The organism is Paenibacillus radicibacter (genome assembly GCF_024721995.1).
Taxonomy (GTDB): domain Bacteria; phylum Bacillota; class Bacilli; order Paenibacillales; family NBRC-103111; genus Paenibacillus_AM; species Paenibacillus_AM radicibacter.
On sequence record NZ_JANQBC010000003.1, the window covers coordinates 490659 to 516960 of the forward strand.

At 42.4% G+C, this 26302-nt stretch carries 29 protein-coding genes, 1 tRNA gene and 1 rRNA gene; 10 read left to right on the forward strand and 21 right to left on the reverse strand.

Going from position 1 to position 26302, the window contains the following annotated elements; genetic code table 11:
- Window position 1 precedes the first annotated feature (1 nt).
- The 5 genes from NV379_RS09990 to rpsF all read right to left on the reverse strand — a co-directional run bounded on the left by NV379_RS09990 (window position 2) and on the right by rpsF (window position 2533).
- The gene (locus NV379_RS09990; RefSeq protein WP_258207142.1) at window positions 2-916 is read right to left on the reverse strand and encodes a DUF2232 domain-containing protein; all 915 of its coding nucleotides are present in this window, start codon (window positions 914-916) and stop codon (window positions 2-4) included.
- 5 nt (window positions 917-921) lie between these two features.
- Window positions 922-1224 (reverse strand): MazG-like family protein, encoded by a 303-nt coding sequence (locus tag NV379_RS09995; RefSeq protein ID WP_258207143.1) that lies wholly within the window; start codon window positions 1222-1224, stop codon window positions 922-924.
- Window positions 1225-1402: 178 nt separating this feature from the next.
- Window positions 1403-1690, reverse strand: coding sequence for a 30S ribosomal protein S18 (gene rpsR / locus NV379_RS10000; RefSeq protein WP_258207144.1), 288 nt, complete (start codon window positions 1688-1690; stop codon window positions 1403-1405).
- Window positions 1691-1710: 20 nt separating this feature from the next.
- The gene (ssb, locus tag NV379_RS10005; RefSeq protein ID WP_258207145.1) at window positions 1711-2199 is read right to left on the reverse strand and encodes a single-stranded DNA-binding protein; all 489 of its coding nucleotides are present in this window, start codon (window positions 2197-2199) and stop codon (window positions 1711-1713) included.
- A 46-nt stretch (window positions 2200-2245) separates the two neighbouring features.
- A complete protein-coding gene (gene rpsF / locus NV379_RS10010) occupies window positions 2246-2533 on the reverse strand; it encodes a 30S ribosomal protein S6 (protein ID WP_258207146.1) in 288 nt (95 codons plus the stop codon).
- Between the two features lie 318 nt (window positions 2534-2851).
- On the opposite strand from rpsF, the gene NV379_RS10015 reads away from it, so the two are divergent.
- Complete coding sequence (locus NV379_RS10015) at window positions 2852-3037, forward strand: YjzC family protein (protein ID WP_258207147.1); 186 nt, start codon at window positions 2852-2854, stop codon at window positions 3035-3037.
- A gap of 61 nt (window positions 3038-3098) precedes the next feature.
- Here the strand turns inward: NV379_RS10015 and NV379_RS10020 are convergent.
- The 4 genes from NV379_RS10020 to NV379_RS10035 all read right to left on the reverse strand — a co-directional run bounded on the left by NV379_RS10020 (window position 3099) and on the right by NV379_RS10035 (window position 4650).
- Window positions 3099-3189 (reverse strand) — tRNA-Ser (locus NV379_RS10020).
- Window positions 3190-3286: 97 nt separating this feature from the next.
- Window positions 3287-3517, reverse strand: coding sequence for a DUF951 domain-containing protein (locus tag NV379_RS10025; RefSeq protein ID WP_258207148.1), 231 nt, complete (start codon window positions 3515-3517; stop codon window positions 3287-3289).
- Between the two features lie 3 nt (window positions 3518-3520).
- Complete coding sequence (locus tag NV379_RS10030) at window positions 3521-4399, reverse strand: mechanosensitive ion channel family protein (RefSeq protein ID WP_258207149.1); 879 nt, start codon at window positions 4397-4399, stop codon at window positions 3521-3523.
- Window positions 4396-4650, reverse strand: coding sequence for a putative Se/S carrier protein (locus tag NV379_RS10035; RefSeq protein WP_258207198.1), 255 nt, complete (start codon window positions 4648-4650; stop codon window positions 4396-4398). Before NV379_RS10035 ends, NV379_RS10030 begins: the two co-directional genes overlap by 4 nt.
- Window positions 4651-4777: 127 nt before the next feature.
- On the opposite strand from NV379_RS10035, the gene yyaC reads away from it, so the two are divergent.
- Complete coding sequence (yyaC, locus tag NV379_RS10040; RefSeq protein ID WP_258207150.1) at window positions 4778-5374, forward strand: spore protease YyaC; 597 nt, start codon at window positions 4778-4780, stop codon at window positions 5372-5374.
- Window positions 5375-5383: 9 nt separating this feature from the next.
- On the opposite strand, the gene NV379_RS10045 is transcribed toward yyaC, so the two are convergent.
- The 12 genes from NV379_RS10045 to rpmH all read right to left on the reverse strand — a co-directional run bounded on the left by NV379_RS10045 (window position 5384) and on the right by rpmH (window position 16410).
- Window positions 5384-5881: a DUF4446 family protein gene (locus tag NV379_RS10045; protein WP_258207151.1), complete on the reverse strand. Its 498-nt coding sequence runs from the start codon at window positions 5879-5881 to the stop codon at window positions 5384-5386.
- Window positions 5882-5969: 88 nt separating this feature from the next.
- Complete coding sequence (locus tag NV379_RS10050) at window positions 5970-7127, reverse strand: aminotransferase class V-fold PLP-dependent enzyme (RefSeq protein ID WP_258207152.1); 1158 nt, start codon at window positions 7125-7127, stop codon at window positions 5970-5972.
- A gap of 105 nt (window positions 7128-7232) precedes the next feature.
- Complete coding sequence (locus NV379_RS10055; protein ID WP_258207153.1) at window positions 7233-8105, reverse strand: ParB/RepB/Spo0J family partition protein; 873 nt, start codon at window positions 8103-8105, stop codon at window positions 7233-7235.
- Entirely contained in the window at window positions 8086-8859 is a 774-nt protein-coding gene (locus NV379_RS10060; RefSeq protein WP_258207154.1) for a ParA family protein, read from the reverse strand. The genes NV379_RS10055 and NV379_RS10060 overlap by 20 nt, the downstream gene beginning before the upstream one ends.
- A 228-nt stretch (window positions 8860-9087) precedes the next feature.
- Window positions 9088-9912: a nucleoid occlusion protein gene (gene noc, locus NV379_RS10065; RefSeq protein WP_258207155.1), complete on the reverse strand. Its 825-nt coding sequence runs from the start codon at window positions 9910-9912 to the stop codon at window positions 9088-9090.
- A 299-nt stretch (window positions 9913-10211) separates the two neighbouring features.
- Window positions 10212-10934, reverse strand: coding sequence for a 16S rRNA (guanine(527)-N(7))-methyltransferase RsmG (gene rsmG / locus NV379_RS10070; protein WP_258207156.1), 723 nt, complete (start codon window positions 10932-10934; stop codon window positions 10212-10214).
- A 9-nt stretch (window positions 10935-10943) separates the two neighbouring features.
- Complete coding sequence (gene mnmG, locus NV379_RS10075) at window positions 10944-12830, reverse strand: tRNA uridine-5-carboxymethylaminomethyl(34) synthesis enzyme MnmG (RefSeq protein WP_258207157.1); 1887 nt, start codon at window positions 12828-12830, stop codon at window positions 10944-10946.
- A 13-nt stretch (window positions 12831-12843) separates the two neighbouring features.
- Entirely contained in the window at window positions 12844-14220 is a 1377-nt protein-coding gene (gene mnmE / locus NV379_RS10080; protein ID WP_258207158.1) for a tRNA uridine-5-carboxymethylaminomethyl(34) synthesis GTPase MnmE, read from the reverse strand.
- A gap of 81 nt (window positions 14221-14301) precedes the next feature.
- Window positions 14302-14919, reverse strand: a complete 618-nt coding sequence (jag, locus tag NV379_RS10085) for an RNA-binding cell elongation regulator Jag/EloR (protein ID WP_258207159.1) — start codon at window positions 14917-14919, stop codon at window positions 14302-14304.
- Between the two features lie 6 nt (window positions 14920-14925).
- Window positions 14926-15717 (reverse strand): membrane protein insertase YidC, encoded by a 792-nt coding sequence (yidC, locus tag NV379_RS10090; protein WP_258207199.1) that lies wholly within the window; start codon window positions 15715-15717, stop codon window positions 14926-14928.
- A 73-nt stretch (window positions 15718-15790) separates the two neighbouring features.
- Window positions 15791-16144 (reverse strand): ribonuclease P protein component, encoded by a 354-nt coding sequence (rnpA, locus tag NV379_RS10095; RefSeq protein ID WP_258207160.1) that lies wholly within the window; start codon window positions 16142-16144, stop codon window positions 15791-15793.
- A 131-nt stretch (window positions 16145-16275) separates the two neighbouring features.
- Window positions 16276-16410: a 50S ribosomal protein L34 gene (rpmH, locus tag NV379_RS10100; RefSeq protein ID WP_258207161.1), complete on the reverse strand. Its 135-nt coding sequence runs from the start codon at window positions 16408-16410 to the stop codon at window positions 16276-16278.
- A 437-nt stretch (window positions 16411-16847) separates the two neighbouring features.
- On the opposite strand from rpmH, the gene dnaA reads away from it, so the two are divergent.
- The 8 genes from dnaA to NV379_RS10140 form a co-directional block, all read left to right on the forward strand.
- On the forward strand, window positions 16848-18206 hold the full coding sequence (gene dnaA, locus NV379_RS10105; protein ID WP_258207162.1) for a chromosomal replication initiator protein DnaA: 1359 nt from the start codon (window positions 16848-16850) through the stop codon (window positions 18204-18206).
- A 170-nt stretch (window positions 18207-18376) separates the two neighbouring features.
- Window positions 18377-19519, forward strand: coding sequence for a DNA polymerase III subunit beta (gene dnaN / locus NV379_RS10110; RefSeq protein WP_258207163.1), 1143 nt, complete (start codon window positions 18377-18379; stop codon window positions 19517-19519).
- Between the two features lie 13 nt (window positions 19520-19532).
- Complete coding sequence (yaaA, locus tag NV379_RS10115; protein ID WP_258207164.1) at window positions 19533-19748, forward strand: S4 domain-containing protein YaaA; 216 nt, start codon at window positions 19533-19535, stop codon at window positions 19746-19748.
- A gap of 28 nt (window positions 19749-19776) precedes the next feature.
- Window positions 19777-20892 (forward strand): DNA replication/repair protein RecF, encoded by a 1116-nt coding sequence (gene recF, locus NV379_RS10120; RefSeq protein WP_258207165.1) that lies wholly within the window; start codon window positions 19777-19779, stop codon window positions 20890-20892.
- A gap of 4 nt (window positions 20893-20896) precedes the next feature.
- A complete protein-coding gene (remB, locus tag NV379_RS10125) occupies window positions 20897-21145 on the forward strand; it encodes an extracellular matrix regulator RemB (RefSeq protein ID WP_258207166.1) in 249 nt (82 codons plus the stop codon).
- A gap of 34 nt (window positions 21146-21179) precedes the next feature.
- Window positions 21180-23090, forward strand: a complete 1911-nt coding sequence (gyrB, locus tag NV379_RS10130) for a DNA topoisomerase (ATP-hydrolyzing) subunit B (protein ID WP_258207167.1) — start codon at window positions 21180-21182, stop codon at window positions 23088-23090.
- Between the two features lie 62 nt (window positions 23091-23152).
- Window positions 23153-25618, forward strand: a complete 2466-nt coding sequence (gene gyrA, locus NV379_RS10135) for a DNA gyrase subunit A (protein WP_258207168.1) — start codon at window positions 23153-23155, stop codon at window positions 25616-25618.
- A 410-nt stretch (window positions 25619-26028) separates the two neighbouring features.
- Window positions 26029-26302, forward strand: a 16S ribosomal RNA gene (locus tag NV379_RS10140); the annotation flags it as partial.

Consider the following 26302-nt stretch of genomic DNA (forward strand, 5'->3'; position numbering starts at 1 on the left):
CCTAATTTTTTTTGTTGAAGCGTTCCCGTAGTGGGAGTGCCGTATCCAATAACCCAAGGAAACTATATGGCACCATAACAGGCGGTAGTAATACGAGCAGTATAATCCCTAGTATCGGCAATACACGGCGCCACTTTTTCAGATGATCAATAAAGAACAAGAACGAAATCGCCTGAATCGTAAATGCAATCAAGAGTAGCGGATACAAGTTAATCACAATCATATTGAGCGTTGATTTGGAACTTGGATCCATAAATAAATTCATCAACACTACAATTAGATAAACAAAAATAAAGCTGCGCGGCATTCTCCAATCACGAAGTGGCTTCATACCTGGCAATTTCTCGCCTGTTAAGTTCATGAGCCAGCGTCCTACGCCATGCGTGACTAAGGCAAAGAACGCAGCAAGAACGATAAGCAACATAGGTAGTATGCTAGTCATAAGATCGAGGTACATTTGTAGATCGAAATTCACGACCCCTTGCATCAAGTCTTCCGCAGATTTCAAATAATCTTGCATCATCAAGCGGAATTCACCTACGAAATTATATCCGGCTAACGCACCAATCACTAAGCTTAACAGCATTTCACCCAGCAGCATTAAGAAGCCAAGTGTAACTACTGTTCGTGCCGACGATCTCTTTTTATACAAAATTCCCATCACAACACTGACAGGTAGTAAGAATAAAGAGGTCATGACAATAAATGCGCCATGCGGAGTTGCCAGCACATAAGCGAGCACGACCGCGGCCACGTAATACATAATAAAATTTTTCACATTCTCACGAACAAATAATGCCACGACCGGAATGATCAGAAAACTAATCGTCAGCAATAAAAAGCTCGTTTTAAAAGATAGCAGCATCACCACATAGGCAATTGCCCACAAAATCGAAATCCATGTTCGTTTGGTCAAGGGGTTCACCTCTTAGATATATGTTCTTCCAGTGCAGAAATGTCCCCGTACCAATCTTCTAGTTGGTGGCCATCCGCTCTATGTTTCTTCATTTTTTCCATTATCGCCTCATCTAAACTTCGCAGAGGAATCCCTAGCCGTCTCCCTAAGATGTATCCACTTGAAATCAGACTCGCCAGTGCGTCTACCATCTTACTCTGACTGCCTTCCCAGATCGCTTTAAGCAAATGAGCCACTTGATCCACGACTTCTGTTTTTAGCCATTCAATGACTTTAACTCGTCTAGCCAGGTCAACATCTTTATCCATATGAGACAATTGGACTCTCCCCTTCGTCAAACAAGCTACACCCTAATTATAGCATAAAATGATGTACCATAAAGAGCGGTGCTTTCCTCACGACAGGACAGATTTCCTATAACAAAAACGACAACAAAAAAAGCAGCAGGAACGAGTTCCTACTGCTTCTTCACGTTTGAACGTTAGACTACTCCGTAGTGTACGGAAGAAGTGCTACTGTACGGGAACGCTTGATTGCGATTGTCAACGCACGTTGATATTTCGCGGAAGTACCAGTCACACGACGTGGCAAGATTTTACCACGCTCGGAGATGAACTTCTTAAGTGTATCCGTATCTTTATAGTCAATGTGTTTAATTTTGTTTACAGTGAAGTAGCAAACTTTACGGCGTTTACCGCCTTTACCGCCACGACGTGGAGCAAACTTACGCTCGCCGCGATCTTCGCCACCATTGTCTCTTTTTTGGAAACTCATCGTATTCAGTCCTTTCTACTTTAGAATGGCAAATCATCATCCGATATATCAATCGGTTTTCCATCGTCAAAGAATGGGTCCTTCTGCTTCGTTTCGCGACCTCCACTATAGCGACTTCCGCCGCCATTGTTTCCGCCCATTGAATCGCCGCCAGACGAATAACTTGATTCTTCACGCTGCCCTGAATTAGCCGACTCTAAGAATCGAACATTATCAGCAATAACTTCGGTTACATACACTTTGCGACCCTCATTGTTGTCATAAGAACGTACTTGAATACGCCCTTCGACCGCAGCAAGACGACCTTTGCGAAGATAATTCGCACATGTCTCAGCAAGCTGTCTCCAAGTTACCACAGGAATGAAGTCAGTCTCCCGCTCACGCGTTTGTTGGTTGGAAAATGGACGATCTACAGCCAAAGTGAATTGAGCAACTGCAACACCTGCTGGTGTATAACGAAGCTCAGGATCTTTAGTTAGTCTGCCGATCAGAATCACTCGATTTAGCATCAATAGCGCCCTCCTAACGATGATTACTTTACAAGCCTGTCTTAGCTTACGCTACGTCATTAACGATTAGGTAACGAATAACTTCATCAGAAATTTTCATTACGCGATCCAATTCCGTAACAACTGCAGGTTCTGCATTGAAGTGGACAAGAACATAGTTCCCATCACGGAATTTGTTGATCTCATACGCTAGACGGCGCTTACCCATAAGGTCTTGCTTTGTAACTTCGCCACCGTTGTTCGTAATGATGTTTTGGAACTTTTCTACAGTAGATTGAACAACTTCTTGCTCAATGTCTGTACGAATAATGTACATTACTTCATACTTGCGCATGTATTTCACCTCCTTTTGGACTAAACGGCCCCCTTTCGGGAGCAAGGAGCGAGCATTCATTTTAAATATAAAAAACTCGCACCAAAGTATTATATCAGATTGGCCTATGTATAGCAAGTCTTCCGCGGAACCTGTTGGGTTCTCTATGGAGTGATCTTATAAACTTGTCCACATGGGGATAATGACAATACCGATCTTGTCCACATTTCACCCTGAACTATCCCCAATCTTGTAAAACTTGTTATCCACATCTGCGTATCTAACTTACATAAATTTAAGCGGAAAGCACATTTTATAATAGGTGGAGGTGACAGCAAAGTGGGCGAACGTACCGAATTCCGTCCTGGTGAGAAAGTCACAAACGACGGACAATACATCGAAATTGGCGAGAATGATATTCATATGGGCATCCAGAATCCACAAGTCGTATCCTTACAAGCCGGCGACGAGTTTCCCGAAACATCTAATCACAACCGCAAATGGACGAAGAAAACGATTCATTAGAGCACCAAAAAAACCTCCTACATCTCGTAGGAGGTTTATGTTTATGATCATATGAAAGTTGTGGCGGAAAGAGTGGGATTCGAACCCACGCACGCCTTGCGACGCCTAGCTGATTTCGAGTCAGCCCCCTTGGGCCTCTTGGGTACCTTTCCGCGGTGATAACAAACTAAATATTATCACATAATTCCATCCATGACAAGCTTTTTACACCCATCATAAACATTGTATTTGACTGTAAAATAGTCCGTTTTACTCCTGCACCCCATCGGATGATTCCATTGGCTGAGCAGATCCTTGACGGAGCACTTTCTTCAGCTTGCTCTCGAATTTAGCTCGTGGAACAAGTACCGAATGTTTACATCCTACACACTTGATTCGAATATCCATCCCTAGACGAATAATCTCCATCTCATTCGTTCCACACGGATGAGGTTTCTTCATCTGAACAATATCCCCAAGCTCATAATGTTTACGTTCCATCGATTACTCAGCCGCCTTTTCCGATTTAAGATACGTAATGGTTTTCGGATATGGAATTTCGATCCCATGTTTATCAAATTCTTTCTTAATCTCTGCATGCATCACACGTGTAATTTCCACATGCGTATTTGGTTTACACTCTGCAGTTGTCCGAAGTACAATCTCCGAGTTCCCAAGCATCTGTACACCGAGTACGTTCGGCTCAGCGACGATATTGTCATGGCTTTCATACAAACGCTGAGAGACGCTTTTGAGAACCTCAATTGCTTCATCAACGTTCGCTTCATATGCAATTGCCACATCCACAACCGCAACCGAATTGTGCATCGAAAAGTTCGTTACTTGCTTGATGTTTCCGTTTGGAATAATGTGAACTTCTCCAGTCCAGCTCCGCACACGTGTCACACGGATTCCAATCTGCTCCACTGTTCCTTTGAATTGATCAATCTGTACGATATCTCCTACTGCAAATTGATCTTCGAATATAATGAAGAATCCCGTAATAACATCCTTCACTAAGCTTTGTGCCCCAAAACCGATGGCTAGACCCAGAACCCCAGCCCCCGCAAGGATCGGACCTAAATTTACACCTAACTGCGATAAGATAAGCATGATCGCAATAAAATTAACTGTATATGTGATAATGTTATTTGCTAATTTAAAAATCGTATTCGATCTTCTGACGTCAATTTTAATCGGACCGCGTTGTTTCGCTGTAAGCATTTTATTAATCGCTTTATTGGCAATCTTCACAATTATTTTGGCTGCTACGAATATCGCGATGATCTGAACAATATCTACGACCGTTGCCAGCATCTTATCTGGATCTTCAAAATAGTTTACGACTGCTTTCACAATCGCATTCTCCTGTAACCAAGTCACGAAGGATCCCCCTCCTCCATTATGTTCTCATATGTGCCGTTTATATTTGCATAGATGCCACGAATTTCAACGTGCTCAGTCACAATAATCTGCCTGACGGTCTCCACCTGATCCGCTGGGAACTCGATGGATAGCGCACAGCCTGCCGTAATCGTCTTCGGAGTTGGGCACATATCAATCTCAATTTCCGCGTACTCTAGCAGCATCTCAGCCCTTAGTGCCTGCTGCGTCGAATCAAATGCAATAAGCATCAGCATCTATTCATTCCCCTATTCTTCTATCTCATCCTAGTACGTATAAAATCTCTTTGATATCCGTATACTAGTAAAAATATATGAATCTAGTAGTCCTTACTAGCATTCCTCTTGGAGGGTTACCATGAACCTATCGTCTCCATTAAAACTATTATATTCGGATTCGAATACAACCGCATCCCTTGCGAAGCACTTAATCGATTTATTATCTGAACTTCCATCTCAGAAGCCTATTGTGATTTGTTGCATTGGCACTGATCGCTCTACTGGTGATTGTCTTGGACCACTTGTAGGCAGTCGTTTGCGTAAATACGCGGAATGGGGTGCGAACTTTCATATTTATGGCACGCTTGATGAACCTGTCCATGCGATGAATCTAAGCGAACATATTGAACTCATACATAGAGAGCACCATGATCCGTTTATCATAGCGGTAGATGCTTCACTCGGTCAAATGAACTCTATTGGCTGTATTCAGATCGGCAATGGTCCGCTCAAGCCAGGTGCAGGTGTGAATAAAAATTTACCTGCCATCGGTAACATCTACATGACAGGTATCGTGAATATATCAGGTTTTATGGAGTACTTTGTATTGCAGAATACACGTCTTAGTCTCGTGATGAACATGGCTGATGTGATCGCTCAATCCATTTTCGCATCCATGCAGCGCATGAACGTTCAACCATTTTCCCCTACACGAACTTCAGATATTCAGCTCTAGCTAACGCTCTTACCCTTGCTGCATTGTGCGGTTAATTGCTTCTTTTTCCTCAGGGGACAACGTATATGTGGAGACACCATTCTGGATCGGCTTCGCATAAATGTAAGTTTGTTCCCGACTGTGAATGCCCGTTAACACTACACCATTGGCCATATCATCTAAGATCGAAATCGAGAAACTCAGATCACTACTACCAATATCGCCGAATGCACTGTATCGGTGAATATTGACCTTTGATTTCATGAGCTTCATCGCTTGTTGAATTTGGGTCACATCATTTTTAAGTAGAGACCCTTGTTCAATTTGCGTGCTCAGCTGTTGTTGAATCCCAATTAACAACTCTTCGATATTTTCACCACTTGTTCCATTAAGAAGGGCTTTATACTTTTTGCGCATTCCGCTCATCTTTGCCCATACAATAATAACAAGCAGTAGACTGATTATAGCAATGCCTAGCGCTCCAATCATCAGCCACATTTCCAAACTTACATCCATCATATCTGTCATTGCCTTCTGTCCTTCCTCTTTGTAGACATTCGTCTAATCGTTATAAAAATTTCTCTGACTGTGTCGCAATGTAAGATATTCACTCGAATCACTTCAAATACCCTTCCACAATCTCTTTTATCGCTTCTATAAAATAATCCACATCTTCCGTCGTCGTTGCATAACCGACGGATGCTCGTACAGCTCCGTTAGCTAATGTGCCAATTGCTTCATGTGCAAGTGGCGTGCAATGATAACCAGCTCGTACTGCAATACCGAAAGATTGATCTAGAACAAAAGAAATTTCCGAGGAGTCTGCACCCTCTATATTAAAAGCAACAATTCCTGTCTTAAGTTCCCCTATCTCTGGACCTAGCAATTGAACACCTGGTAGACGAACTAGACCTTCCATAAGTCGCTGCGATAGCGCCCACTCATGTGCATGAATGCTCTCGACTGATTTACTGAGTACATATTTGATCCCTTCGTTAAGTCCTGCAATACCGACCGTATTCGGCGTCCCAGCCTCATAGCGATCCGGTCTTACCTTCGGCTGCTCCAGCGCCTCCGACTGACTTCCCGTGCCGCCATGCATGAGCGGCTCTAGCTCCAGATCAGGGTGGATGTACAATCCACCCGTTCCTTGCGGCCCCAGTAGTCCCTTGTGGCCAGGGAAAGCCAACATGTCGATGCCCATGGCGTCGACATCGATAGGCAGGATGCCTGCGCTCTGCGCTGCATCCACAAGCAACCTCACGCCATGCCTACGGCACATGGCGCCGATCTCCGGCACGGGCTGTACCGTGCCGAGCAGATTGGAGCTGTGGTTAACCACCACCAGCTCCGTGTTTGGACGGATGGCTGCTTCCACATCCGCCACCTTTACCCGTCCGCGTATATCCGCGGACACGTATGTCACCGAAACGTTCCGTGTACGTTTCAAATATTCCAGCGGCCTTCGCACTGAGTTGTGCTCAACCGCTGTAGAGATCACGTGCGCCCCTTCGCGCACGAATCCAAGTATCGCAAGATTGAGTGCTGCCGTCGTATTCAGTGCAAACGAAATATCATTCGGATTACGTACCCCGAACAACTTCGCAGCATTTCGCCTCGTCTCAAACAAGACACGGCTTGCCTTAACTGCCATTGCGTGACTCCCCCGCCCTGGGTTCGCTCCACTCTCACTTAAATTACGTGTCATCGCTTCTATGACTTCAGGTGGCTTCGGCCAAGAAGAAGCCGCATGATCAAAATATTTAATATCCACTCGCGACCATCCTTCGATATGTTCGCTCAAAAAGATAGCATACCTTAGTTTGCTCTTTCTTACGAAAGATAACAATCGGTATGCTACATTTTTCATGCGAAATATTTAAACCGATTTCAACTGCAACAAGTCTAACAATCTTTGCAAATCATCTTTGGAGTAATACTTCAATTCAATCTTACCTTTTTCATTTTGATCGTTAATTGTTACAGTAGTTTGGAATTGTTCACGAAGTTGATCTTCAGCTTGGCGAATATAAGGGTTCTTTTGTTTACTTGCCTTATTAACCTTTGTGCCTGCCGTTTCATTCTCCTTCGACTTTTCCTCTTCCATACGTTTCAGTTCTTCTTCCAACTGACGTACGCTCCACTGTTCTGTCATACATTTTTCAGCAAGTTCTTTCATAAGCTTCTCATCTTTAAGACCAACAATCGCTCTAGCATGTCCCATTGAAATTGTTCCACGTGAAACATATCCTTTAACGACATCTGGCAATTGTAAAAGTCTTAAGAAGTTAGCGATATGAGAGCGACTCTTCCCTACTTTAACAGACAGTTCTTCTTGCGTCAGATTGAATTGATCAATTAATCCTTGATACGCAAGTGCCATTTCCATTGCATTTAAATCTTCACGCTGCACGTTTTCAATTAATGCAATTTCAGTAACTTGTTGATCGGATAACTTCTTTATTACAGCAGGGATCGTCGCAATGCCGCACTCTTGGGAAGCACGAAATCTGCGTTCACCTGCAATAATCTCATATCCTTTTAATACCTTACGCACGATAATCGGCTGAATCACACCGTGTTCCTTAATCGATGCTGCTAATTCATGAAGGCTATCAGCATCAAAAGTTTTACGTGGTTGATACGGGTTAGCTCTTAATTGTGCAAGAGGAATTTGAACAACCTTATCATCTTCATTAATGTGAATTGTATCAATTAGTGCATCAAGCCCCTTACCTAACCGCTTGCTCATGTGAAATCACTTCCTTTGCAAGTTCGAGGTATACTTCTGCCCCTTTTGATTTCGGATCATACGTAATAATGGATTGACCATGAGATGGTGCTTCACTTAAACGTACATTCCTTGGAATAACGGTCTGATACACTTTCTGTTGGAAATACTTCTTAACTTCTTCAATAACTTGAATACCTAGGTTGGTACGTGCGTCGAACATCGTTAACAATACGCCTTCAATCTGCAAGCTCGTATTCAAATGTTTCTGAACAAGACGAACAGTATTGAGTAGCTGAGATAAGCCCTCTAGTGCGTAATATTCACATTGAATTGGAATAATGACTGCATCCGACGCAGTTAATGAATTGATCGTCAGAATGCCTAGAGATGGCGGACAATCAATTAGAATATAATCATACATGTGACGAACCAGATGAAGTGATTTTTTCAATCTGACTTCACGCGAGATCGTCGGTACAAGTTCAATTTCTGCTCCAGCAAGTTGAATCGTGGCCGGAATAATTTTGAGATTAGGTACACCTGTATCTACGGTTGCATCATTGGGATGCACATCATTAATAAGAACATCATAAATACAGTTGGTGACATCAGCCTTATTCACTCCTACACCGCTTGTCGTATTCCCTTGTGGATCAATATCTACAAGCAATACTCGTTTACCTAGCGATGCCAGTGAGGCGCCTAGATTGACCGAGGTAGTTGTTTTCCCAACTCCACCCTTTTGGTTCGTAATCGCTAAAATCTTAGACAACGCCTGTTCACCTCTATTAGTAGTGTATAAGATAGGATTAATTACACGTTCAAAACTACGGAATTATGTATCCGATTCTCTCTTATTCATGTAAGAAAGAATAAATATATTCTATCATATTTACTCTAGCATTACATAATCGAAGATTCATCATTTATAGCCATTATCAGTTAAAAAAAGAAGCAGTGCCGAATCATTCGCCACCGCTCGCATCGTCGTCTAATTATTTTATGATTTCTTCGGAATCTTGATCACAATTTCATAATGATCTTCGAAATCCTGCTCTGCAGTATTAATGTTAAGACCTGAACTTGCAACCATTTCAACCGATTGTCGAATCGTATTTAAAGCGAGTCTCACATCTTTGGAAAAAGAAACTCGACGCTTCGATTTTTTCTCTTCCTGTACCAATTCCTTTAAGAACTTGATACGTGTTTCCGTTTGCTTCACGTTTAAATCTTTTGCAATAATTTCATCAAGTACTTTAAGCTGTATTTCCTCCGTATCCAGAACTAGCAATGCACGTGCATGACGTTCTGTAATATGTCGCTGTAGAAGTGCCGCCTTCACGAGCTCAGGAAGTTGTAACAATCTAATTTTATTCGCAATCGTCGACTGACTTTTACCTAAACGTTGTGCCAGGCTCTCCTGTGTTAGTTCATATATAACCATCAACTGCTGGTAAGCAACTGCTTCTTCAATTGCTGTTAAATTTTCACGCTGTAAATTTTCGATTAGTGCAATAGATGCAGATTGAGAATCATTGAAATCGCGAATAACGGCAGGAATTGTTTCGTAACCTAATTTACGTACAGCGCGAAGTCGGCGTTCCCCTGCAATGAGCTCGTAATGATTGTTACGCACACGAACTACAATGGGTTGAATGACACCGTGTGTACGAATCGTTTGACAAAGTTCATCCAGCTTATCATCGTCAAACACAGTACGTGGCTGATAAGGACTTGGTACAACATCAGCAACCGGAATGTTCTTCAATTCATCTGTTGGACTCTTTTCCGTAAACCCGAATAACTTCGAAATCTGTTCTTTCATACGTAATAAACCACCTTACTTTTCCCAAAAATTTTCACGATTTCACCCAGTTGATGGGAGCTCCTCGGTGTCACTCAGTAACAATACTCTATTATATCAAATTCTCCATTGTTCCCTATTTTCCTGCTGCTAGAAGGGGAACGAATTATGACATTTACAAATCCGTATGTAATTGTTCCACGTGGAACAATTTTATCAACTAACTATGTTAGATAAGCAGCTTCGTACTCCATACTATAACAAGACACTACTTCCCTATCTCGTAAATAAACCCCAGCACACGGCCAGGGTTATTGCGATTACAACAGTGGACTCTTAAGCGGTGTACCCGCTTTACGCGGATATTTTTTCGGAGTTGCAGCAAGCTTACTCACTTGAACAAAGTGACGAACACCACCAACTACCGGAAGTTCCATGCGATCAACTTTTAGGACCTTACCACGAAGCTCCTTCATGCAGTTACCAGACTCTTTTACTTCCTCTTCTACTTCTGAACCTTTCATCGAGACGAACTTCCCGCCTACTTTGACGAAAGGCATACAGAACTCAGCAAGGCTATTAAATCTAGCAACCGCTCGAGCTGTGGATAGATCATATTGATCTCGATGCTCTGGCAATCGACCAATGTCTTCAGCACGACCATGCACACAATTCACATCTTGAACGTTAAGTTTCTCGACTAATTGCTTGAGGAAATTAATACGTTTATTCAATGAATCCACAATCGTTAATTTCAAATGTGGGAAAGCAATTTTAAGCGGGATCCCTGGAAACCCTGCACCTGATCCGATATCAGCCATACTCTTTACTTTATTCATTTCGACATAAAATGATAGAGATAGCGAATCGTAGAAGTGCTTCCAATACACCTCGGAGCGCTCCGTAATCGCTGTTAAGTTAATCTTCTCATTCCATTCGACAAGTTCTTTATAATAAAGTTCGAATTGATCAACTTGCGCTTCAGAGAGTTCAATCCCCTTCTCGCCAAGTTTCGCTACGAACTCTTGTTGCAGTGCATCCATTGTATTCTCCTATCCTCTTGAAGCTGTTACACGGTTATAATGTTCTAGATATACGATAAGAATCGATATGTCTGCAGGAGTTACCCCGGAAATCCGTGTCGCTTGCCCAATCGATATCGGTCTGATTTTAGCAAGTTTTTGCTTCGCTTCCATCGCAATACCGTGAATTTCTTCGTATATAATTTCGTCCGGAATGAGCTTCTTCTCCATCTTTTTCAGACGCTCAACCTGAATCAATTGTTTATCAATATATCCCGAGTATTTTACTTGGATTTCAACTTGCTCTTTCATTTCTTCATTTAGTTCATAAGGTGAAGGTGAAATTTGATCCACAAGTTGATACTGTACTTCTGGACGACGCAGTAACGTGATTAGCTGTGAAGCATGCGCAAGTCGAACCGTACCAGCTTCAAGAAGGATGTCATCGATATCTTCCGGCTTCACCATCGTTTTTTCCAAGCGTGCAATTTCTTGCTCTACTAGTGATCTCTTATTCAAGAAACGCTCATAACGCTCGTCTGAGATCAGTCCAATCTCATGACCAATTGGTGTCAGACGAAGATCTGCATTATCATGACGAAGCAATAGACGATACTCGGCTCTTGATGTCAGAAGACGATAAGGTTCATTCGTACCTTTTGTTACCAAATCATCAATAAGAACACCAATATAACCTTCCGAACGATTCAAGATTACAGCATCTTTGCCCTGCACTTTACGTGCCGCGTTAATACCTGCCATAACCCCTTGACCTGCAGCTTCTTCATAACCGGATGTTCCATTAATTTGACCAGCGGTGAATAATCCACTTACCACCTTCGTTTCAAGCGAAGGCTTCAGTTGTGTAGGTACAACCGCATCATACTCAATTGCATAACCCGTACGCATCATTTCAACTTTTTCTAAACCAGGAACCGATCTTAGAATTTGCAGTTGAACATCTTCTGGCATCGAAGTCGATAACCCTTGAACATAATATTCCGACGTATTACGTCCTTCTGGCTCTAAGAAAATTTGATGCTTCGGCTTATCTGCGAAACGTACAATTTTGTCCTCAATGGAAGGGCAATAACGTGGACCCGTACCTTCTATTACGCCTGAGAACATCGGTGCACGGTGCAAATTATCATTAATGATTTGATGTGTTTCTTCTGACGTATACGTTAACCAACAAGGAAGTTGATCTTGCGTGCCCGAAGTCGTTTCATAAGAAAAGTATTTCGGCACATCATCCCCCGGTTGGATAACCGTCTTATCAAAATCAATCGTATCTCTATGCACACGCGGTGGCGTACCCGTTTTGAAGCGTACAAGCTCTAGCCCGAGCTCTCTTAAGCTCTCGGACAAACGAATCGATGGTTGTTGGTTGTTCGGCCCACTCTCGTAGATCAACTCACCCATAATCACCTTACCGCGCAAGTAAGTACCTGTAGTCACGACAACCGCTTTTGCCATATACTTCGCACCAGTCTTCGTTAGAACCCCTTTGCACTCTCCATCTTCAACGATTAACTCCTCAACCATCCCTTGACGCATCGTCAATTTCGGCGTGTTTTCAATCGTTTCCTTCATTGTTTGTTGGTATAAGAACTTATCAGCTTGTGCACGAAGGGCATGTACAGCAGGACCTTTACCTGTATTTAGCATCCGCATCTGGATATAAGTACGGTCAATATTGCGCCCCATTTCCCCACCTAGTGCATCAATCTCACGCACAACGTGGCCCTTTGCCGGCCCACCAATGGATGGGTTACAAGGCATGAACGCCACCATATCCAGATTGATTGTAATGAGCAGCGTCTCACACCCCATACGAGCTGAAGCAAGTGCCGCTTCTACCCCTGCGTGACCTGCTCCAATCACGATCACATCGAAATCTCCACCATGATAACTCAAAATAATTCACCCCTTACTTTCCTAAGCAAAATTGCGAAAAGATTTGATCAATGAGCGATTCAGCAACCGAATCACCAATAATTTCTCCAAGCTGTTCCCAAGCTGTACGAATATCAATTTGTAGCATATCAATCGGGATATGCATATCATTTGCTTCCTGCGCATCTTCAAGCGATTTCTTTGCCTCTTTTAGCAAATGAATATGACGTACATTACTTACATATGTTAAATCGCTGCCTTCTAATTGACCCTCGAAGAATATCGTTGAGATCGTTTTTTCTAGGTCAGCTAATCCTTTTTCTTCTAATAGGGACAATTCCACAATGCGATCCGTTTGGAATGATTCTGCTACGACCCCACGATCGAGAACAGGAGCCAAATCCACTTTATTTAGAATAACGATAGTCTGACGATCCTTCAGTTGCTCCATCATCGCCATATCTTCTGCCGTGAGCGCCTCTGCCTGATTCAGTACGAATAGCACCAGATCCGCGTCCATAATGGCATTGCGTGAGCGCTCCACCCCAATTTGCTCAACCAGATCCGATGTTTCACGAATGCCAGCTGTATCAAGCAACTTAAGCGGAATACCACCTACATTCACATACTCTTCAATAACATCACGCGTCGTTCCCGGAATATCCGTCACAATCGCACGGTTATCTTGAGCCAGAGCATTAAGCAAAGAAGACTTGCCTACATTCGGTCGACCGATAATCGCTGTCGTAATACCCTCACGAAGGATTTTTCCTTGCTCCGCAGTGTGTAGCAACATCTTAATTTGTTCCATCACCTTCGTACATTTTTCCCGAATAAATGCATTTGTCATTTCTTCCACATCATGCTCAGGGTAATCAATATTTACTTCAATATGTGCTATTAGTTCTACAAGCTCATAACGAAGTTCACCAATTCGCTTCGACAATGCACCATCCACTTGTTTAAGCGCCACTTTAAATGCACGATCTGACTTCGCACGAATCAGGTCAATAACCGCTTCCGCCTGCGTTAAATCAATTCTTCCATTTAGGAATGCACGCTTCGTAAACTCTCCCGGTTCTGCAAGACGAACGCCATGTGCAAGTAGCTCATCGAGCACTTTTTTAACGGATACAATCCCGCCATGACAACTTACCTCTACGACATCTTCCATCGTAAAAGAACGCGGCGCGCGCATCACCGTAACGAGTACTTCCTCAATACGGTCGCTCGTTTTAGCATCTATAATATGGCCGTAGTGTACCGTGTGCGTATCAACATCAGCCAGTTTATTTTTCGATTTAAAAATACGATCTACCAGCGGAACAGCTTCTTCTCCACTTACGCGAATAACAGCTATTCCTCCCTCTCCAAGCGGAGTGGATATTGCTGCAATTGTATCATTTAACATGTGTATTTACCCCTCATGTATATCCTCATTCTAAGAAAAAAGCAATGACGCTTAAAACTTAAGTGTCATTGCATAATTGTACTATCGAAGCGTAATTACGATTCTTCTGTTCGGTTCATCGCCCTTAGAGGCAGTACGTACCGACGGATGACTCTGTAACGCAGTATGAATGATTTTTCGTTCTTGTGCATTCATCGGTTCGAGAATGACATCTTTCTTCGTACGAATAACACGCGTAGCTAACTTATTAGCAAGATCATCAAGCGTTTGACGCCGTCTTTCACGGAAATTCTCTGCATCCAGCATAATCCGAACATGCGAAGACGAATAGCGATTCGCCACAATGTTCACGAGATACTGAAGTGCATCCAAAGTTTGTCCTCTTTTACCGATCAATATGCCCAGTTCAGAACCGGAAAGCTCGAACAGCGTCTGGTCCTTTTCTTTCTTCACTGATACTTCAGTGGAGATATCCATTGCAGATGTTAATTCCTTAATAAATGCAATTGCTTCTTCATAAGGATCTGGAATCAATTCAAGTTCCACTTTCGCTTCTCTTGTTCCGAATAATCCTAAGAAACCTCTCGACGGCTGTTCCAAAACAACCGTATTCACACGATCAGACGGGACATTCCATTTCGAAAGTCCTGCCTTAACCGCATCTTCAATTGTTTTTCCGGTCACGACCAACTTCTTCATTATACGTCACCCTTTTTTCTTGGAACCTTTTTTACTCGGCGTAGCAGCCGGGCTAACTTCTGGTTTCGTCGAATTAAATCCGCCATACATGAAGTAGTACTGAATAATTGTAAAGACATTGCCCACGATCCAGTAAGTCGTTAACGCTGCTGGGAACTGAATCGCCATAATGTAAATCAATACAGGGAACACGAACAATAGCATTTGCATCTGTTGGTTCATCTGTGATTTCATAAACAATTGCTGACCGAACGTTGTAAGTGCCGCAAGAATTGGAAGCACGTACGGTTCTGGTTTATCCAAGTGGTACCACAAGAACTCATGTCCTGCGATGCTTGGATTACGCATAATGGATTGATATAGCGCAAGTAAAATCGGCATTTGAATTAGCACTGGGAAACATCCTGCAAGTGGATTAACCCCATGCTTCTGGAATAACTTCATCGATTCTTCTTGTTGTTTTTTTGGATCATCTTTAAATTGTTCACGAAGCTTTTTCATCTCAGGTTGTAAATCCTGCATCTTCTTCGAAGAACGGAATTGCTTAATTGAAAGCGGTAAAATAACTAAGCGAATAAGGATTGTTATCGCGATAATCGCAAGTCCATATGAACTAAACAGTACATCTGCAAGTATGTCTAGCAAATCTACTAATGGAATAACGAAATATTTCACGAAAAATCCTGCCGCTTCACGGCCACTATCATCAAGCATCGGCAATGCAGTTGTATTGCCGCAACCTGTTAGTAACAGGATCATAAACAAGAATGGTAAAGCCACAAACCATCGGCGATTCACACGAGTCAATTGAAATCCTCCCAAATCTAGCTTAATAAGCATACGCTCTATGACAACTTTCCCATCATATAAACTATACCATAACGTTTCTTTTATTTAAAGAAGCTTTGCGAATCACATGCTTGATGCTTTTCTCCAGCTCCTGATAGGACATTTCGGCTGCAGGCTTACGTACAATTACTATATAATCGTAGCCATTTGTTAGCAGCTCTTTATTGAGTCGAATAACTTCTTTAATGCAGCGTCTCATGCGATTACGTACAACCGCATTTCCAATTTTTTTGGATGCCGAAATCCCTAAGCGGAAATTTTCCTGCCTTGGTCGGGAAAAATAATAAAGGACAAATTGGTGATTAGCCACCGATTTGCCATGCCGATATACTTTGCCGAAATCTTCCCTCTTGGCGAGTCGATATGCTTTCTCCACCACTCTCACCTCTTATCCTTTATTTATCTTTCACACAATTCCATAAATCCAAACAGACAGAAAAAAAAACGTCGCAATGACGTTTTTTAAAATTTACGAATAAAAAAGACCACCAATTCGTGGTCCGTTTATTATGCGCTAAGCACTTTTCTTCCTTTAAGACGACGAGCTGCTAGAACTTTACGACCGTTCTTTGTGCTCATTCTTGTACGGAAACCATGAACCTTTTTACGTTTTCTAGTGTTAGGTCTGAATGTAGGACGCATCTATATTGCACCTCCCTGTTGAGGATCGAAATCCACAAAAATTTCTTTATACATTAAACCACAAATTGAAGCAAAAAGTCAACCTGTGGGCATAATGTGGATTGTCGTCAAAACGCGAAAAAAACTATGCACAGGAAAAAGATGTCGAATCAACATTTTATCAACAATATCTTGTGGTCTGAATAACTTTTACACACAAGGTGTAGAAGTTGTGGATAAAATCAAACAATCCGTTGATTTCAAGGGTTCCATCTGCTAATATAAGAGTGTTTCTGTTGTGGATATTCTCCGTATTTCCTCCGTTTATCAACAACCTGTGGATAACATTGTGAACAAGTCACTGCTCATCTTAATATCTCATTTTTGTTTATCCCAGTTAATGTGGATAAAATATGACAATATGCTTTGTTTTCTGACATAAGGGGTGAATAAAATCTGTGGAATTCCACAATCAAGAGGATTGGCATCATATCTTAACCATCATTCAAACCAAGGTCAGTAAACCTAGTTTCGATACCTGGTTAAAATCGACAAAGTCGAGTTTTGCCGATCATACGGTCACGGTGTACGCACCGAATAATTTTGCACGCGAATGGCTGGAGAGCCGTTACCATAAATTAATCTCATCTGCGATTACGGAATATACGGGAAAAGAATATGCACTGAAGTTTGCGATTGAAAGTGACGAACCGAAGGAAGTATTGCCACAAGCAGGACAACCTATTCAAGAAACTAAAGTAGCGCGGACTCCAGAAGAAACTTTTCCACATATGATGAATTCACGGTACCAATTCGATACATTCGTCATTGGATCCGGCAACCGTTTTGCTCATGCTGCATCTCTTGCAGTCGCAGAAGCACCTGCCAAGGCTTACAATCCGCTGTTTTTGTACGGGGGCGTAGGGCTTGGTAAAACGCATCTTATGCACGCTATTGGACACTATGTACTGGAGCATAATGAAGCTTCTCGCGTCTTGTACATCTCGTCCGAAAAGTTTACAAACGAGTTCATTAATGCCATTCGGGATAATCGCGGGGAAGGTTTCCGGAACAAATATCGCAATATTGATGTACTTCTAATTGACGATATTCAGTTTTTGGCGGGAAAAGAACGAATTCAAGAGGAGTTTTTCCACACCTTTAATGCGCTGCATGAAGAAGGCAAGCAGATCATCATTTCCAGTGACCGACCTCCTAAAGAGATTCCAACGCTTGAAGACCGCCTACGTTCGCGGTTTGAGTGGGGATTAATTACGGATATTCAACCACCGGATTTAGAGACGCGAATCGCGATTTTACGTAAAAAAGCGAAGGCGGAGAACTTAGAAATTCCGAATGAAGCGATGGCTTATATCGCCAACCAGATCGATACGAACATTCGTGAGCTTGAAGGTGCACTTATTCGTGTTGTTGCTTACTCATCCCTAACGAATCAAGATATTACGGTACATCTGGCAGCAGAAGCGCTCAAGGATATTATCCCTTCCGCTCGTCCGAAAGTGATTACAATTCAGGATATTCAGCAGCGTGTTGGTGAATTTTATGGGCTAAAGCTAGAGGATTTCAAAGCACGAAAGCGCACGAAAGCTGTCGCATTCCCACGTCAAGTGGCCATGTACCTCTCAAGAGAGCTGACAGATTTCTCTTTACCTAAAATTGGGGAAGCTTTCGGGGGACGCGACCACACAACGGTCATCCATGCGCATGAGAAAGTTTCGGAGCTGCTCAAAACCGATCAAGAACTGTACAAAATCACCAATTCGCTTATCGAAAAAGTGAAAAATATGTCATCCTAAATACACAAGCCTATACACAATCTATGCACATGTGGATAGGCTTGTTTTATCTCGGTTTTATGCACATATCCACATATCCACTGCCCCTACTACTACTAAGTATATAAAAATCTATATATTATAAGAGTATATGACGGGATTTGAGAATCCAGAACTACAGGAGTGAAAAGATGAAATTAACCATTTTAAAAGACCACTTAACCGAAGCTATTTCACATGTTGCCAAAGCGATATCAAGTCGAACAACTATTCCCATTCTTACGGGTATTAAAATTGATGCGACTTCTGGCGGCGTAACGCTAACAGCAAGTGACACTGACATTTCCATTCAAAGCCATATTCCAATTGAAAAAGAAGGTACTTCGATTATCGATCTTCGTCAGAACGGCAGCGTCGTACTGCCCGCCAAATTCTTTATGGAGATGATTCGTAAGTTACCTTCCCAACAAATTGAAATTGAAGTGAAGGATCATTTTCAGACAACCATTCGTTCGGGTTCTTCTGAAATTCAATTAATGGGACTCGATCCTGAAGAGTTCCCGTTGTTACCGATGCTTGAGGAGAGCCGTACGATTCGAATCCCAAGCGATATTTTGCGTACCATGATTAAACAAACTTCATTCGCTGTTTCAACAAATGAAACTACGGCGATACTAACAGGTGTACTTTGGACAATTGAGAACGGCAAACTAAAATTTGTTGCTTGTGATCGTCACCGTTTAGCTTCTCGTGAAGTAAACATCGATCTTGATCCATCACAAAAATTCTCGAACATTGTCATTTCGGGTCGTACCCTGAATGAATTAAATAAAGTACTTCCGGATCACAACACCTTAATCGACATTGTTATTGCAGATAACCAAGTGCTGTTTAAGATTCACTCCATTTTGTTCTACACACGGATCCTAGATGGAACTTATCCAGATACAAGCAAGCTTATTCAAGAAACGTTTCAGACGGAGCTGAATGTAAACACGAAGCAGCTCACAGAGGCAATTGATCGTGCATACTTGCTATCCCGTGAAGATAAGACGAATATTGTGAAGCTCATTATGCGTGAAGATCAATCCATTGAGATTTCATCCACTTCTACAGAACTCGGTAAAGTGACGGAAGAAATCAACTTGAATTCGATTCGCGGCGATCTTCTTCGTATTTCGTTTAACTCCAAATATATGCTTGAAGCACTTAAAGTCATGGACAGCGAGAATATCCATATCGGTTTTACAGGTGCAATGCAGCCGATCATCATTAAGCCTGAAGACGGCGCAGAAATTTTGCAGTTGATTCTGCCATACCGGACAACAAACTAAGGAGACGAATGTTATGAAATCTATTTCCATCTCAACGGAATACATTACGCTTGGACAATTTTTGAAATTAGCGCAGTGCATCGCAACTGGCGGTCATGCGAAATCTTTTTTACAAGAAACAGAAGTGTTGATTAATGGGGAGCCGGACAATCGCCGCGGACGCAAGCTGCGTGCTGGTGATACAGTTGTTGTGGCTGGCTGTGGTCAATTTACAGTTGTAGGACAGTAAGCTTAGGAGAAGTGGGGAGGAACCCTTATTGTTTCTAAAAACATTGTCCGTGAGAAATTATCGAAATTATGAGGAGCTTACGCTCACCTTGGATCGGAATGTGAATATCTTCTTAGGGCCTAATGCACAAGGGAAAACAAACTTGCTTGAAGCGATTTATGTGCTGGCCCTAACGAAATCACATCGTACATTCCAAGATAAAGAACTCATCGGTTGGCACAAGGACACTGCACAAATCACCGGTGAAATTGATAAAAAATACGGCACCTGCACCCTGGATCTGACCTTTACTGCTAAAGGGAAGAAAGCAAAAATTAACGGCCTGGAGCAAAAAAAACTAAGTCTGTTTGTTGGTGGTTTGAACGTTGTTATGTTTGCACCGGAAGACTTGGAAATTGTGAAGGGCAGTCCAGGGGTAAGGCGCCGTTTTCTCGATATGGAAATTGGACAAGTTTATCCAAGCTATCTCTATGACTTGTCGCAGTATCAGAAGACGCTCCAACAACGTAATAATTTTCTAAAAAGTTCATCCCCAAATGTCGTTAATATATCGATGCTTGAAGTGTGGGATGAACAACTTGCGCTGTATGGTGTTAAAATTATGAAAAAACGTCAAAACTTCATAAATAAGCTCCAAACGTGGGCAGAGCAGATTCATGCTGGCATTACGAAAGGCTCTGAAGTGCTTCGAGTGGAATACACCCCTTCTTTTTCCTTTTCCGAAGATGCACAAGAAACTGTTTTATTGGAGCAATTTATGGTAAAGTTAACTAAGATAAGGGATCAAGAATTACGTAGAGGGGCAACGCTTCTTGGACCACATCGTGATGATATGCGGTTTTATATTAACGATAAAGAAGTGCATACGTACGGCTCACAAGGTCAACAGCGGACGACGGCACTTTCTCTCAAATTAGCGGAGATCGAGCTAATCCATGAGGAAGTGGGCGAATATCCGCTTTTGTTATTGGATGATGTATTATCGGAACTTGATGAGTTTAGACAGACTGAGCTTATCCGTACGTTCCAAAGCAAAGTGCAGACATTCATTACAACAACCAGTCTTGAGAGCGTGCATTTAGACCGCTTGAATGACTCCTCCGTCTTTCATGTGAGAAGCGGAAATGTAACTAGCGGGAGTTGATATCATGTTTATTCATTTAGGGGGCGAGAAAATTATCCGCTGTGCGGAGCTCGTCGCTATATTTGACCTATCGATCGAGAAATCTTCTAAGATATCAAGAACGTTCATTGTCGAAGCGAATAAATCCAAGCAAATCGAAGTGATTAGTGAGGAAGACAGCAAATCGCTCGTCGTGACGACTAATAAAGTGTATTACTCTCCAATCTCTTCTACGACTTTGAAGAAGAGAGCCCATCAACTTTTGACCCATTGACCCGATTTGACTATAGAGAAGCAGGTGAACGGAAATGTCTTTAAATCAGAATTCATACGATGAGAGTTCAATTCAAGTTCTTGAGGGACTTGAAGCTGTTCGTAAACGTCCGGGGATGTATATCGGTTCGACGAGCGGTAAGGGACTTCATCATTTGGTTTGGGAAGTTGTCGACAACTCGATTGACGAGGCACTTGCCGGCCGCTGTACGCGAATCGATGTCATTGTGAATAAGGACAACTCGATAACAGTAATCGATAATGGTAGTGGTATTCCTGTCGGTGAGAATGCGAAGCTTAAGCGCCCAACCGTAGAAGTTGTATTAACGGTCCTGCACGCAGGTGGTAAATTCGGCGGCGAAGGGTATAAAGTATCTGGCGGTCTGCACGGTGTTGGTGTGTCCGTAGTTAACGCATTGTCTGAGAAACTAATCGTGACCGTTAAACGTGAGGGCAAAGTATTCCAACAAGAATATCAACGCGGTGTACCTCAGTACGATCTGAAGACGATCGGCGAAAGCGATGAGACTGGTACTTCGATTACGTTCTTACCAGATAAAGAAATTTTTACAGAAACGACAGAATACGAATATGATATCTTGCAATCACGTATTCGTGAGTTAGCGTTCTTAAATAAGGGACTTGAGATCAATCTCATCGATGAGCGTACAGGTACGTCCAATACGTTTATGGCTGAGGGTGGTATCGTCTCTTTCGTTGAATATTTGAACCGTAATCGTGAGCCGGTCAATCAGGTTCCAATTTACGTAGAGGGTACTAAAGACAACATTCAAGTTGAAGTTGCGATCCAATACAACGATTCGTACGTTGAGAATATATATTCATTTGCGAATAACATTAACACCCATGAGGGCGGTACGCATGAATCCGGATTCAAGAGTGCTATGACACGGATCATGAATGATTATGCCCGCAAGAATAATGTACTTCGTGATTCGGATTCCAATTTAACCGGGGATGATGTTCGTGAAGGTATTGCAGCGATTATCTCTGTAAAAATTCCAGATCCGCAATTTGAAGGACAAACGAAGACTAAGCTTGGTAACTCCGAAGTTCGTGGTATTGTTGAATCTTTGCTTGCTGATAAGCTACAAACATTCCTGGAAGAGAATCCAGCCGTTGCGAAGAAAGTTATTGAAAAAGGACTTATGGCGGCTCGTGCAAGAGAGGCTGCGCGTAAGGCACGCGAGTTAACACGCCGTAAGAGCGCACTTGAAGTTAGCTCCTTGCCAGGTAAGCTTGCGGATTGCTCGTCTAAAGACGCTAGTGTGTCTGAGATTTTCATCGTAGAGGGTGACTCTGCAGGTGGATCAGCAAAAAGTGGACGTGACCGTCACTTCCAAGCAATTTTGCCGCTTAAAGGTAAGATCCTTAACGTAGAGAAAGCGCGTCTGGATCGTATTTTATCCAACTTAGAAATTCGGGCTATTATTACAGCTCTAGGTACGGGGATTTCGGATGAATTCGATTTAGCCAAAGCTCGTTACCACAAAATCGTGATTATGACGGATGCGGACGTAGACGGTGCACACATTCGTACACTACTACTCACGTTCTTCTATCGATATATGCGTAAATTAATCGAAGCAGGCTACGTGTACATTGCACAGCCGCCTTTATACCGCCTCGAGCGCAATAAAGTCATGCGTTATGCTTATAGCGATAAGCAGCGTGATGCTATTATGGCAGAGTACGGTGAAGGGGTTAAAGTCGGGATTCAACGTTATAAGGGTCTAGGCGAGATGGACGCTGTTCAATTATGGGAAACAACTATGGACCCAGACGCACGTATTTTGCTTAAAGTAACAATTGAAGATGCGATAGATGCAGATCAAATCTTTGACACCTTAATGGGTGACAATGTTGAACCGCGTCGTGAATTTATTCAAGAACATGCACAGTATGTGAAAAATTTAGATATCTAAGCTTGAGGTTCGTCAGAAGATCGCTTAGCTATTGCTGAAAAAGCAGGTTTTAGGAGGATACAATGACCGAAGAAAATCGTTCGCAAATTAAAGACATCGATATCGGATCAGAAGTGCGCACTTCGTTTATGGATTATGCGATGAGTATTATCGTATCTCGTGCTCTTCCAGATGTTAGAGATGGACTTAAACCGGTTCATCGTCGGATTCTTTATGCAATGTCTGAGCTAGGAATGTCCTCAGATAAGCCGCATAAGAAATCAGCGAGAATTGTCGGTGAAGTAATTGGTAAGTATCATCCACACGGGGATTCAGCCGTTTATGAAACAATGGTACGGATGGCGCAAGACTTCTCCCTTCGTTATATGCTTATTGACGGGCATGGTAACTTTGGTTCCATTGATGGTGACTTTGCAGCTGCCATGCGTTACACAGAAGCAAGATTGTCTAAGATTGCTATGGAGATGCTCCGTGATCTGAATAAAGATACAGTTAATTTTGTAGGTAACTACGATGGTGAAGAGAAAGAGCCTGTTGTATTACCTTCCCGTTTCCCTAACTTACTCGTTAATGGTGTATCCGGAATTGCAGTTGGTATGGCAACGAATATTCCCCCGCACAATTTAGGGGAAGTAATCGATGGAATCCAGCTGTTGATCGAGAATCCAGATATTCAGCCTTTGGAATTAATGAGTGCCATTAAAGGTCCTGACTTCCCAACAGGCGGGTATATTTTGGGACGAGAAGGAATTAAACAAGCCTACTCAACCGGACGCGGGTCCGTAACGATGCGTGCAAAAGCTGAGATTGAGGAAGTATCAGGTAAAGCTAGAATTATCGTGAGTGAACTTCCTTATCAAGTGAATAAAGCGCGTTTAGTTGAGAAAATCGCAGAACTTGTTCGTGACAAAAAGATCGAGGGTATTAGCGATCTTCGCGACGAGTCCGATCGTAATGGTATGCGTATCGTCATTGAAATGCGCCGTGATGTAAACCCAAGCGTCGTATTAAACAATTTATATAAACAAACCGCAATGCAAAGCAACTTTGGTATTATCATGCTTGCACTTGCGAATGGCCAGCCTAAAGTACTGAATCTTAAAGAGATTTTGAGTCATTATTTACTGCACCAGCGTGAAATTATTCGTCGCCGTACGGAGTTTGATTTACGCAAAGCAGAAGCTCGTGCTCATATCTTAGAAGGTTTACGTATTGCGCTTGATCACTTGGATGAGGTTATTGCACTTATTCGTCGTTCACAGACAGCGGAACAAGCGCGTGAGGGACTCATTCAAACATTTAGCCTAAGCCATGAGCAAGCTCAAGCCATTCTTGATATGCGCTTGCAGCGTTTAACAGGTTTAGAGCGTGAGAAAATTGAGAATGAATACGCAGAGTTAATGAAAATCATTGCCGATCTCAAAGATATTCTTGCTGATGAACAAAGAATTTTGTCTATCATTAGTGAAGAGCTTCATGAAATCAAAGATAAATTTGGCGATGAAAGACGCAGTGAAATAACAATCGGTGAGGAAAGCATTGAAGATGAAGATCTGATTCCTCGAGAAGATGTTGTCATCACGATTTCCCATACGGGTTATATCAAGCGTCTGCCTGTTACAACGTACCGCTCACAAAAACGTGGTGGTCGTGGGGTAGTAGGTATGGATACCAAAGAGCATGACTTCGTCGAACACTTATTCGTTACGAATTCACATCATTATTTGATGTTCTTCACGGATAAAGGTAAAGTGTATCGTCTTAAAGCTTATGAGATTCCTGCACTAGGACGTACAGCTCGTGGTACACCGATCATCAACCTCATTCAAATCGAACAAGGTGAGAAGATCAGTGCTGTGATTCCAGTCGAGGAATTCACGGAAGATCAATACGTATTCTTCGGTACGAAGCAAGGGGTCGTTAAGAAGACGCCACTCATTGACTTCGTGAATATCCGTAAAGTAGGTCTAATCGCTCTTAATCTTCGTGAAGATGATCAATTAATTGGGGTTAAGCTAACCGATGGTAATCAAGAATTGATTATGGCAACGAAGCAAGGGATTTCTATTCGCTTCTCTGAAAATGATGTGCGTCCGATGGGTCGTACAGCAACAGGGGTTAAAGGTATCCAGTTAGGCGAAGACGATTATGTAATTGATACGGATATCGTTAATGTAGACGACACGGTACTCATTGTGACATCGAAGGGCTTTGGTAAACGGACACCGGTGGAGGACTATCGTATCCAATCACGTGGTGGTAAGGGTATCAAGACACTTAATGTGACACCGAAGAACGGTCATGTCGTTGGACTTAAAGTCGTTCGTGATGATGAGGATCTTATGATCATCACTGCACTAGGTACAGTTATCCGTACGGGTATGTCTGAGATCTCGATTATGGGACGTAACACGCAAGGTGTTAAAGTCATCAATATTAGAGAAGATGATGAAGTATCAACTGTAGCTCGTGTGAAGAAGAATGAAGAGACAGATACAGATGGTGAAGAAGAAGACTTTATTGATTAAGAGACTATCTTCTTAATATATAATAGAGAGAGCAGGTACCCTGAGGTATCTGCTCTTTTTATAAGATAGATGTAGAATATACAATTACCATTTTTTATGATTTGACGTGAGTATTACGCCGTGGTATATTAGTTATCCGCCAGTAAGACAGCGGCTTCTGAACGAAACGAAGCGAGTGTTGATCGAAAAAAAGATCAAAAAAACACTTGCAAAGAGTAGTGAAGATGTGGTATATTAATCAAGTCGCCGCTGAAAAGCTGTGACGCAGAAAAGTAAAGAATTGTCCTTTGAAAACTGAACAACGAGTGAATGAATAGATGAGATTCTAACGAATCTCAAACAGTCGAGATCGTCGCTTTCGAGCGATTGATTGAGACAAGCTAGTAAGTAAATTTTGAGCAATCAGCTCTTTAATGGAGAGTTTGATCCTGGCTCAGGACGAACGCTGGCGGCGTGCCTAATACATGCAAGTCGAGCGGAGATATTCCTTCGGGGATAGCTTAGCGGCGGACGGGTGAGTAACACGTAGGCAACCTGCCTGTAAGACTGGGATAACTCACGGAAACGTGTGCTAATACCGGATAAATAACATTCTCGCATGAGAGAGTTAGGAAAGATGGAGCAATCTATCACTTACAGATGGGCCTGCGGCGCATTAGCTAGTTGGTGAGGTAATGGCTCACC

Coding starts and splice junctions, on each gene's coding strand:
- NV379_RS09995 (WP_258207143.1), bottom strand. CDS start 1,224: ATGGATAAAGATGTTGACCTGGCTAGACGAGTTAAAGTCATTGAATGG.
- rpsR (WP_258207144.1), bottom strand. CDS start 1,690: ATGAGTTTCCAAAAAAGAGACAATGGTGGCGAAGATCGCGGCGAGCGT.
- ssb (WP_258207145.1), bottom strand. CDS start 2,199: ATGCTAAATCGAGTGATTCTGATCGGCAGACTAACTAAAGATCCTGAG.
- rpsF (WP_258207146.1), bottom strand. CDS start 2,533: ATGCGCAAGTATGAAGTAATGTACATTATTCGTACAGACATTGAGCAA.
- NV379_RS10025 (WP_258207148.1), bottom strand. CDS start 3,517: ATGGAACGTAAACATTATGAGCTTGGGGATATTGTTCAGATGAAGAAA.
- NV379_RS10035 (WP_258207198.1), bottom strand. CDS start 4,650: ATGCTTATTGCATTTGATTCGACGCAGCAGGCACTAAGGGCTGAGATG.
- yyaC (WP_258207150.1), top strand. CDS start 4,778: ATGAACCTATCGTCTCCATTAAAACTATTATATTCGGATTCGAATACA.
- NV379_RS10045 (WP_258207151.1), bottom strand. CDS start 5,881: ATGACAGATATGATGGATGTAAGTTTGGAAATGTGGCTGATGATTGGA.
- NV379_RS10055 (WP_258207153.1), bottom strand. CDS start 8,105: ATGAGCAAGCGGTTAGGTAAGGGGCTTGATGCACTAATTGATACAATT.
- noc (WP_258207155.1), bottom strand. CDS start 9,912: ATGAAAGAACAGATTTCGAAGTTATTCGGGTTTACGGAAAAGAGTCCA.
- rsmG (WP_258207156.1), bottom strand. CDS start 10,934: ATGGATGCACTGCAACAAGAGTTCGTAGCGAAACTTGGCGAGAAGGGG.
- mnmE (WP_258207158.1), bottom strand. CDS start 14,220: ATGTTAAATGATACAATTGCAGCAATATCCACTCCGCTTGGAGAGGGA.
- jag (WP_258207159.1), bottom strand. CDS start 14,919: ATGAAGAAGTTGGTCGTGACCGGAAAAACAATTGAAGATGCGGTTAAG.
- rpmH (WP_258207161.1), bottom strand. CDS start 16,410: ATGCGTCCTACATTCAGACCTAACACTAGAAAACGTAAAAAGGTTCAT.
- dnaN (WP_258207163.1), top strand. CDS start 18,377: ATGAAATTAACCATTTTAAAAGACCACTTAACCGAAGCTATTTCACAT.
- yaaA (WP_258207164.1), top strand. CDS start 19,533: ATGAAATCTATTTCCATCTCAACGGAATACATTACGCTTGGACAATTT.
- remB (WP_258207166.1), top strand. CDS start 20,897: ATGTTTATTCATTTAGGGGGCGAGAAAATTATCCGCTGTGCGGAGCTC.
- gyrB (WP_258207167.1), top strand. CDS start 21,180: ATGTCTTTAAATCAGAATTCATACGATGAGAGTTCAATTCAAGTTCTT.
- gyrA (WP_258207168.1), top strand. CDS start 23,153: ATGACCGAAGAAAATCGTTCGCAAATTAAAGACATCGATATCGGATCA.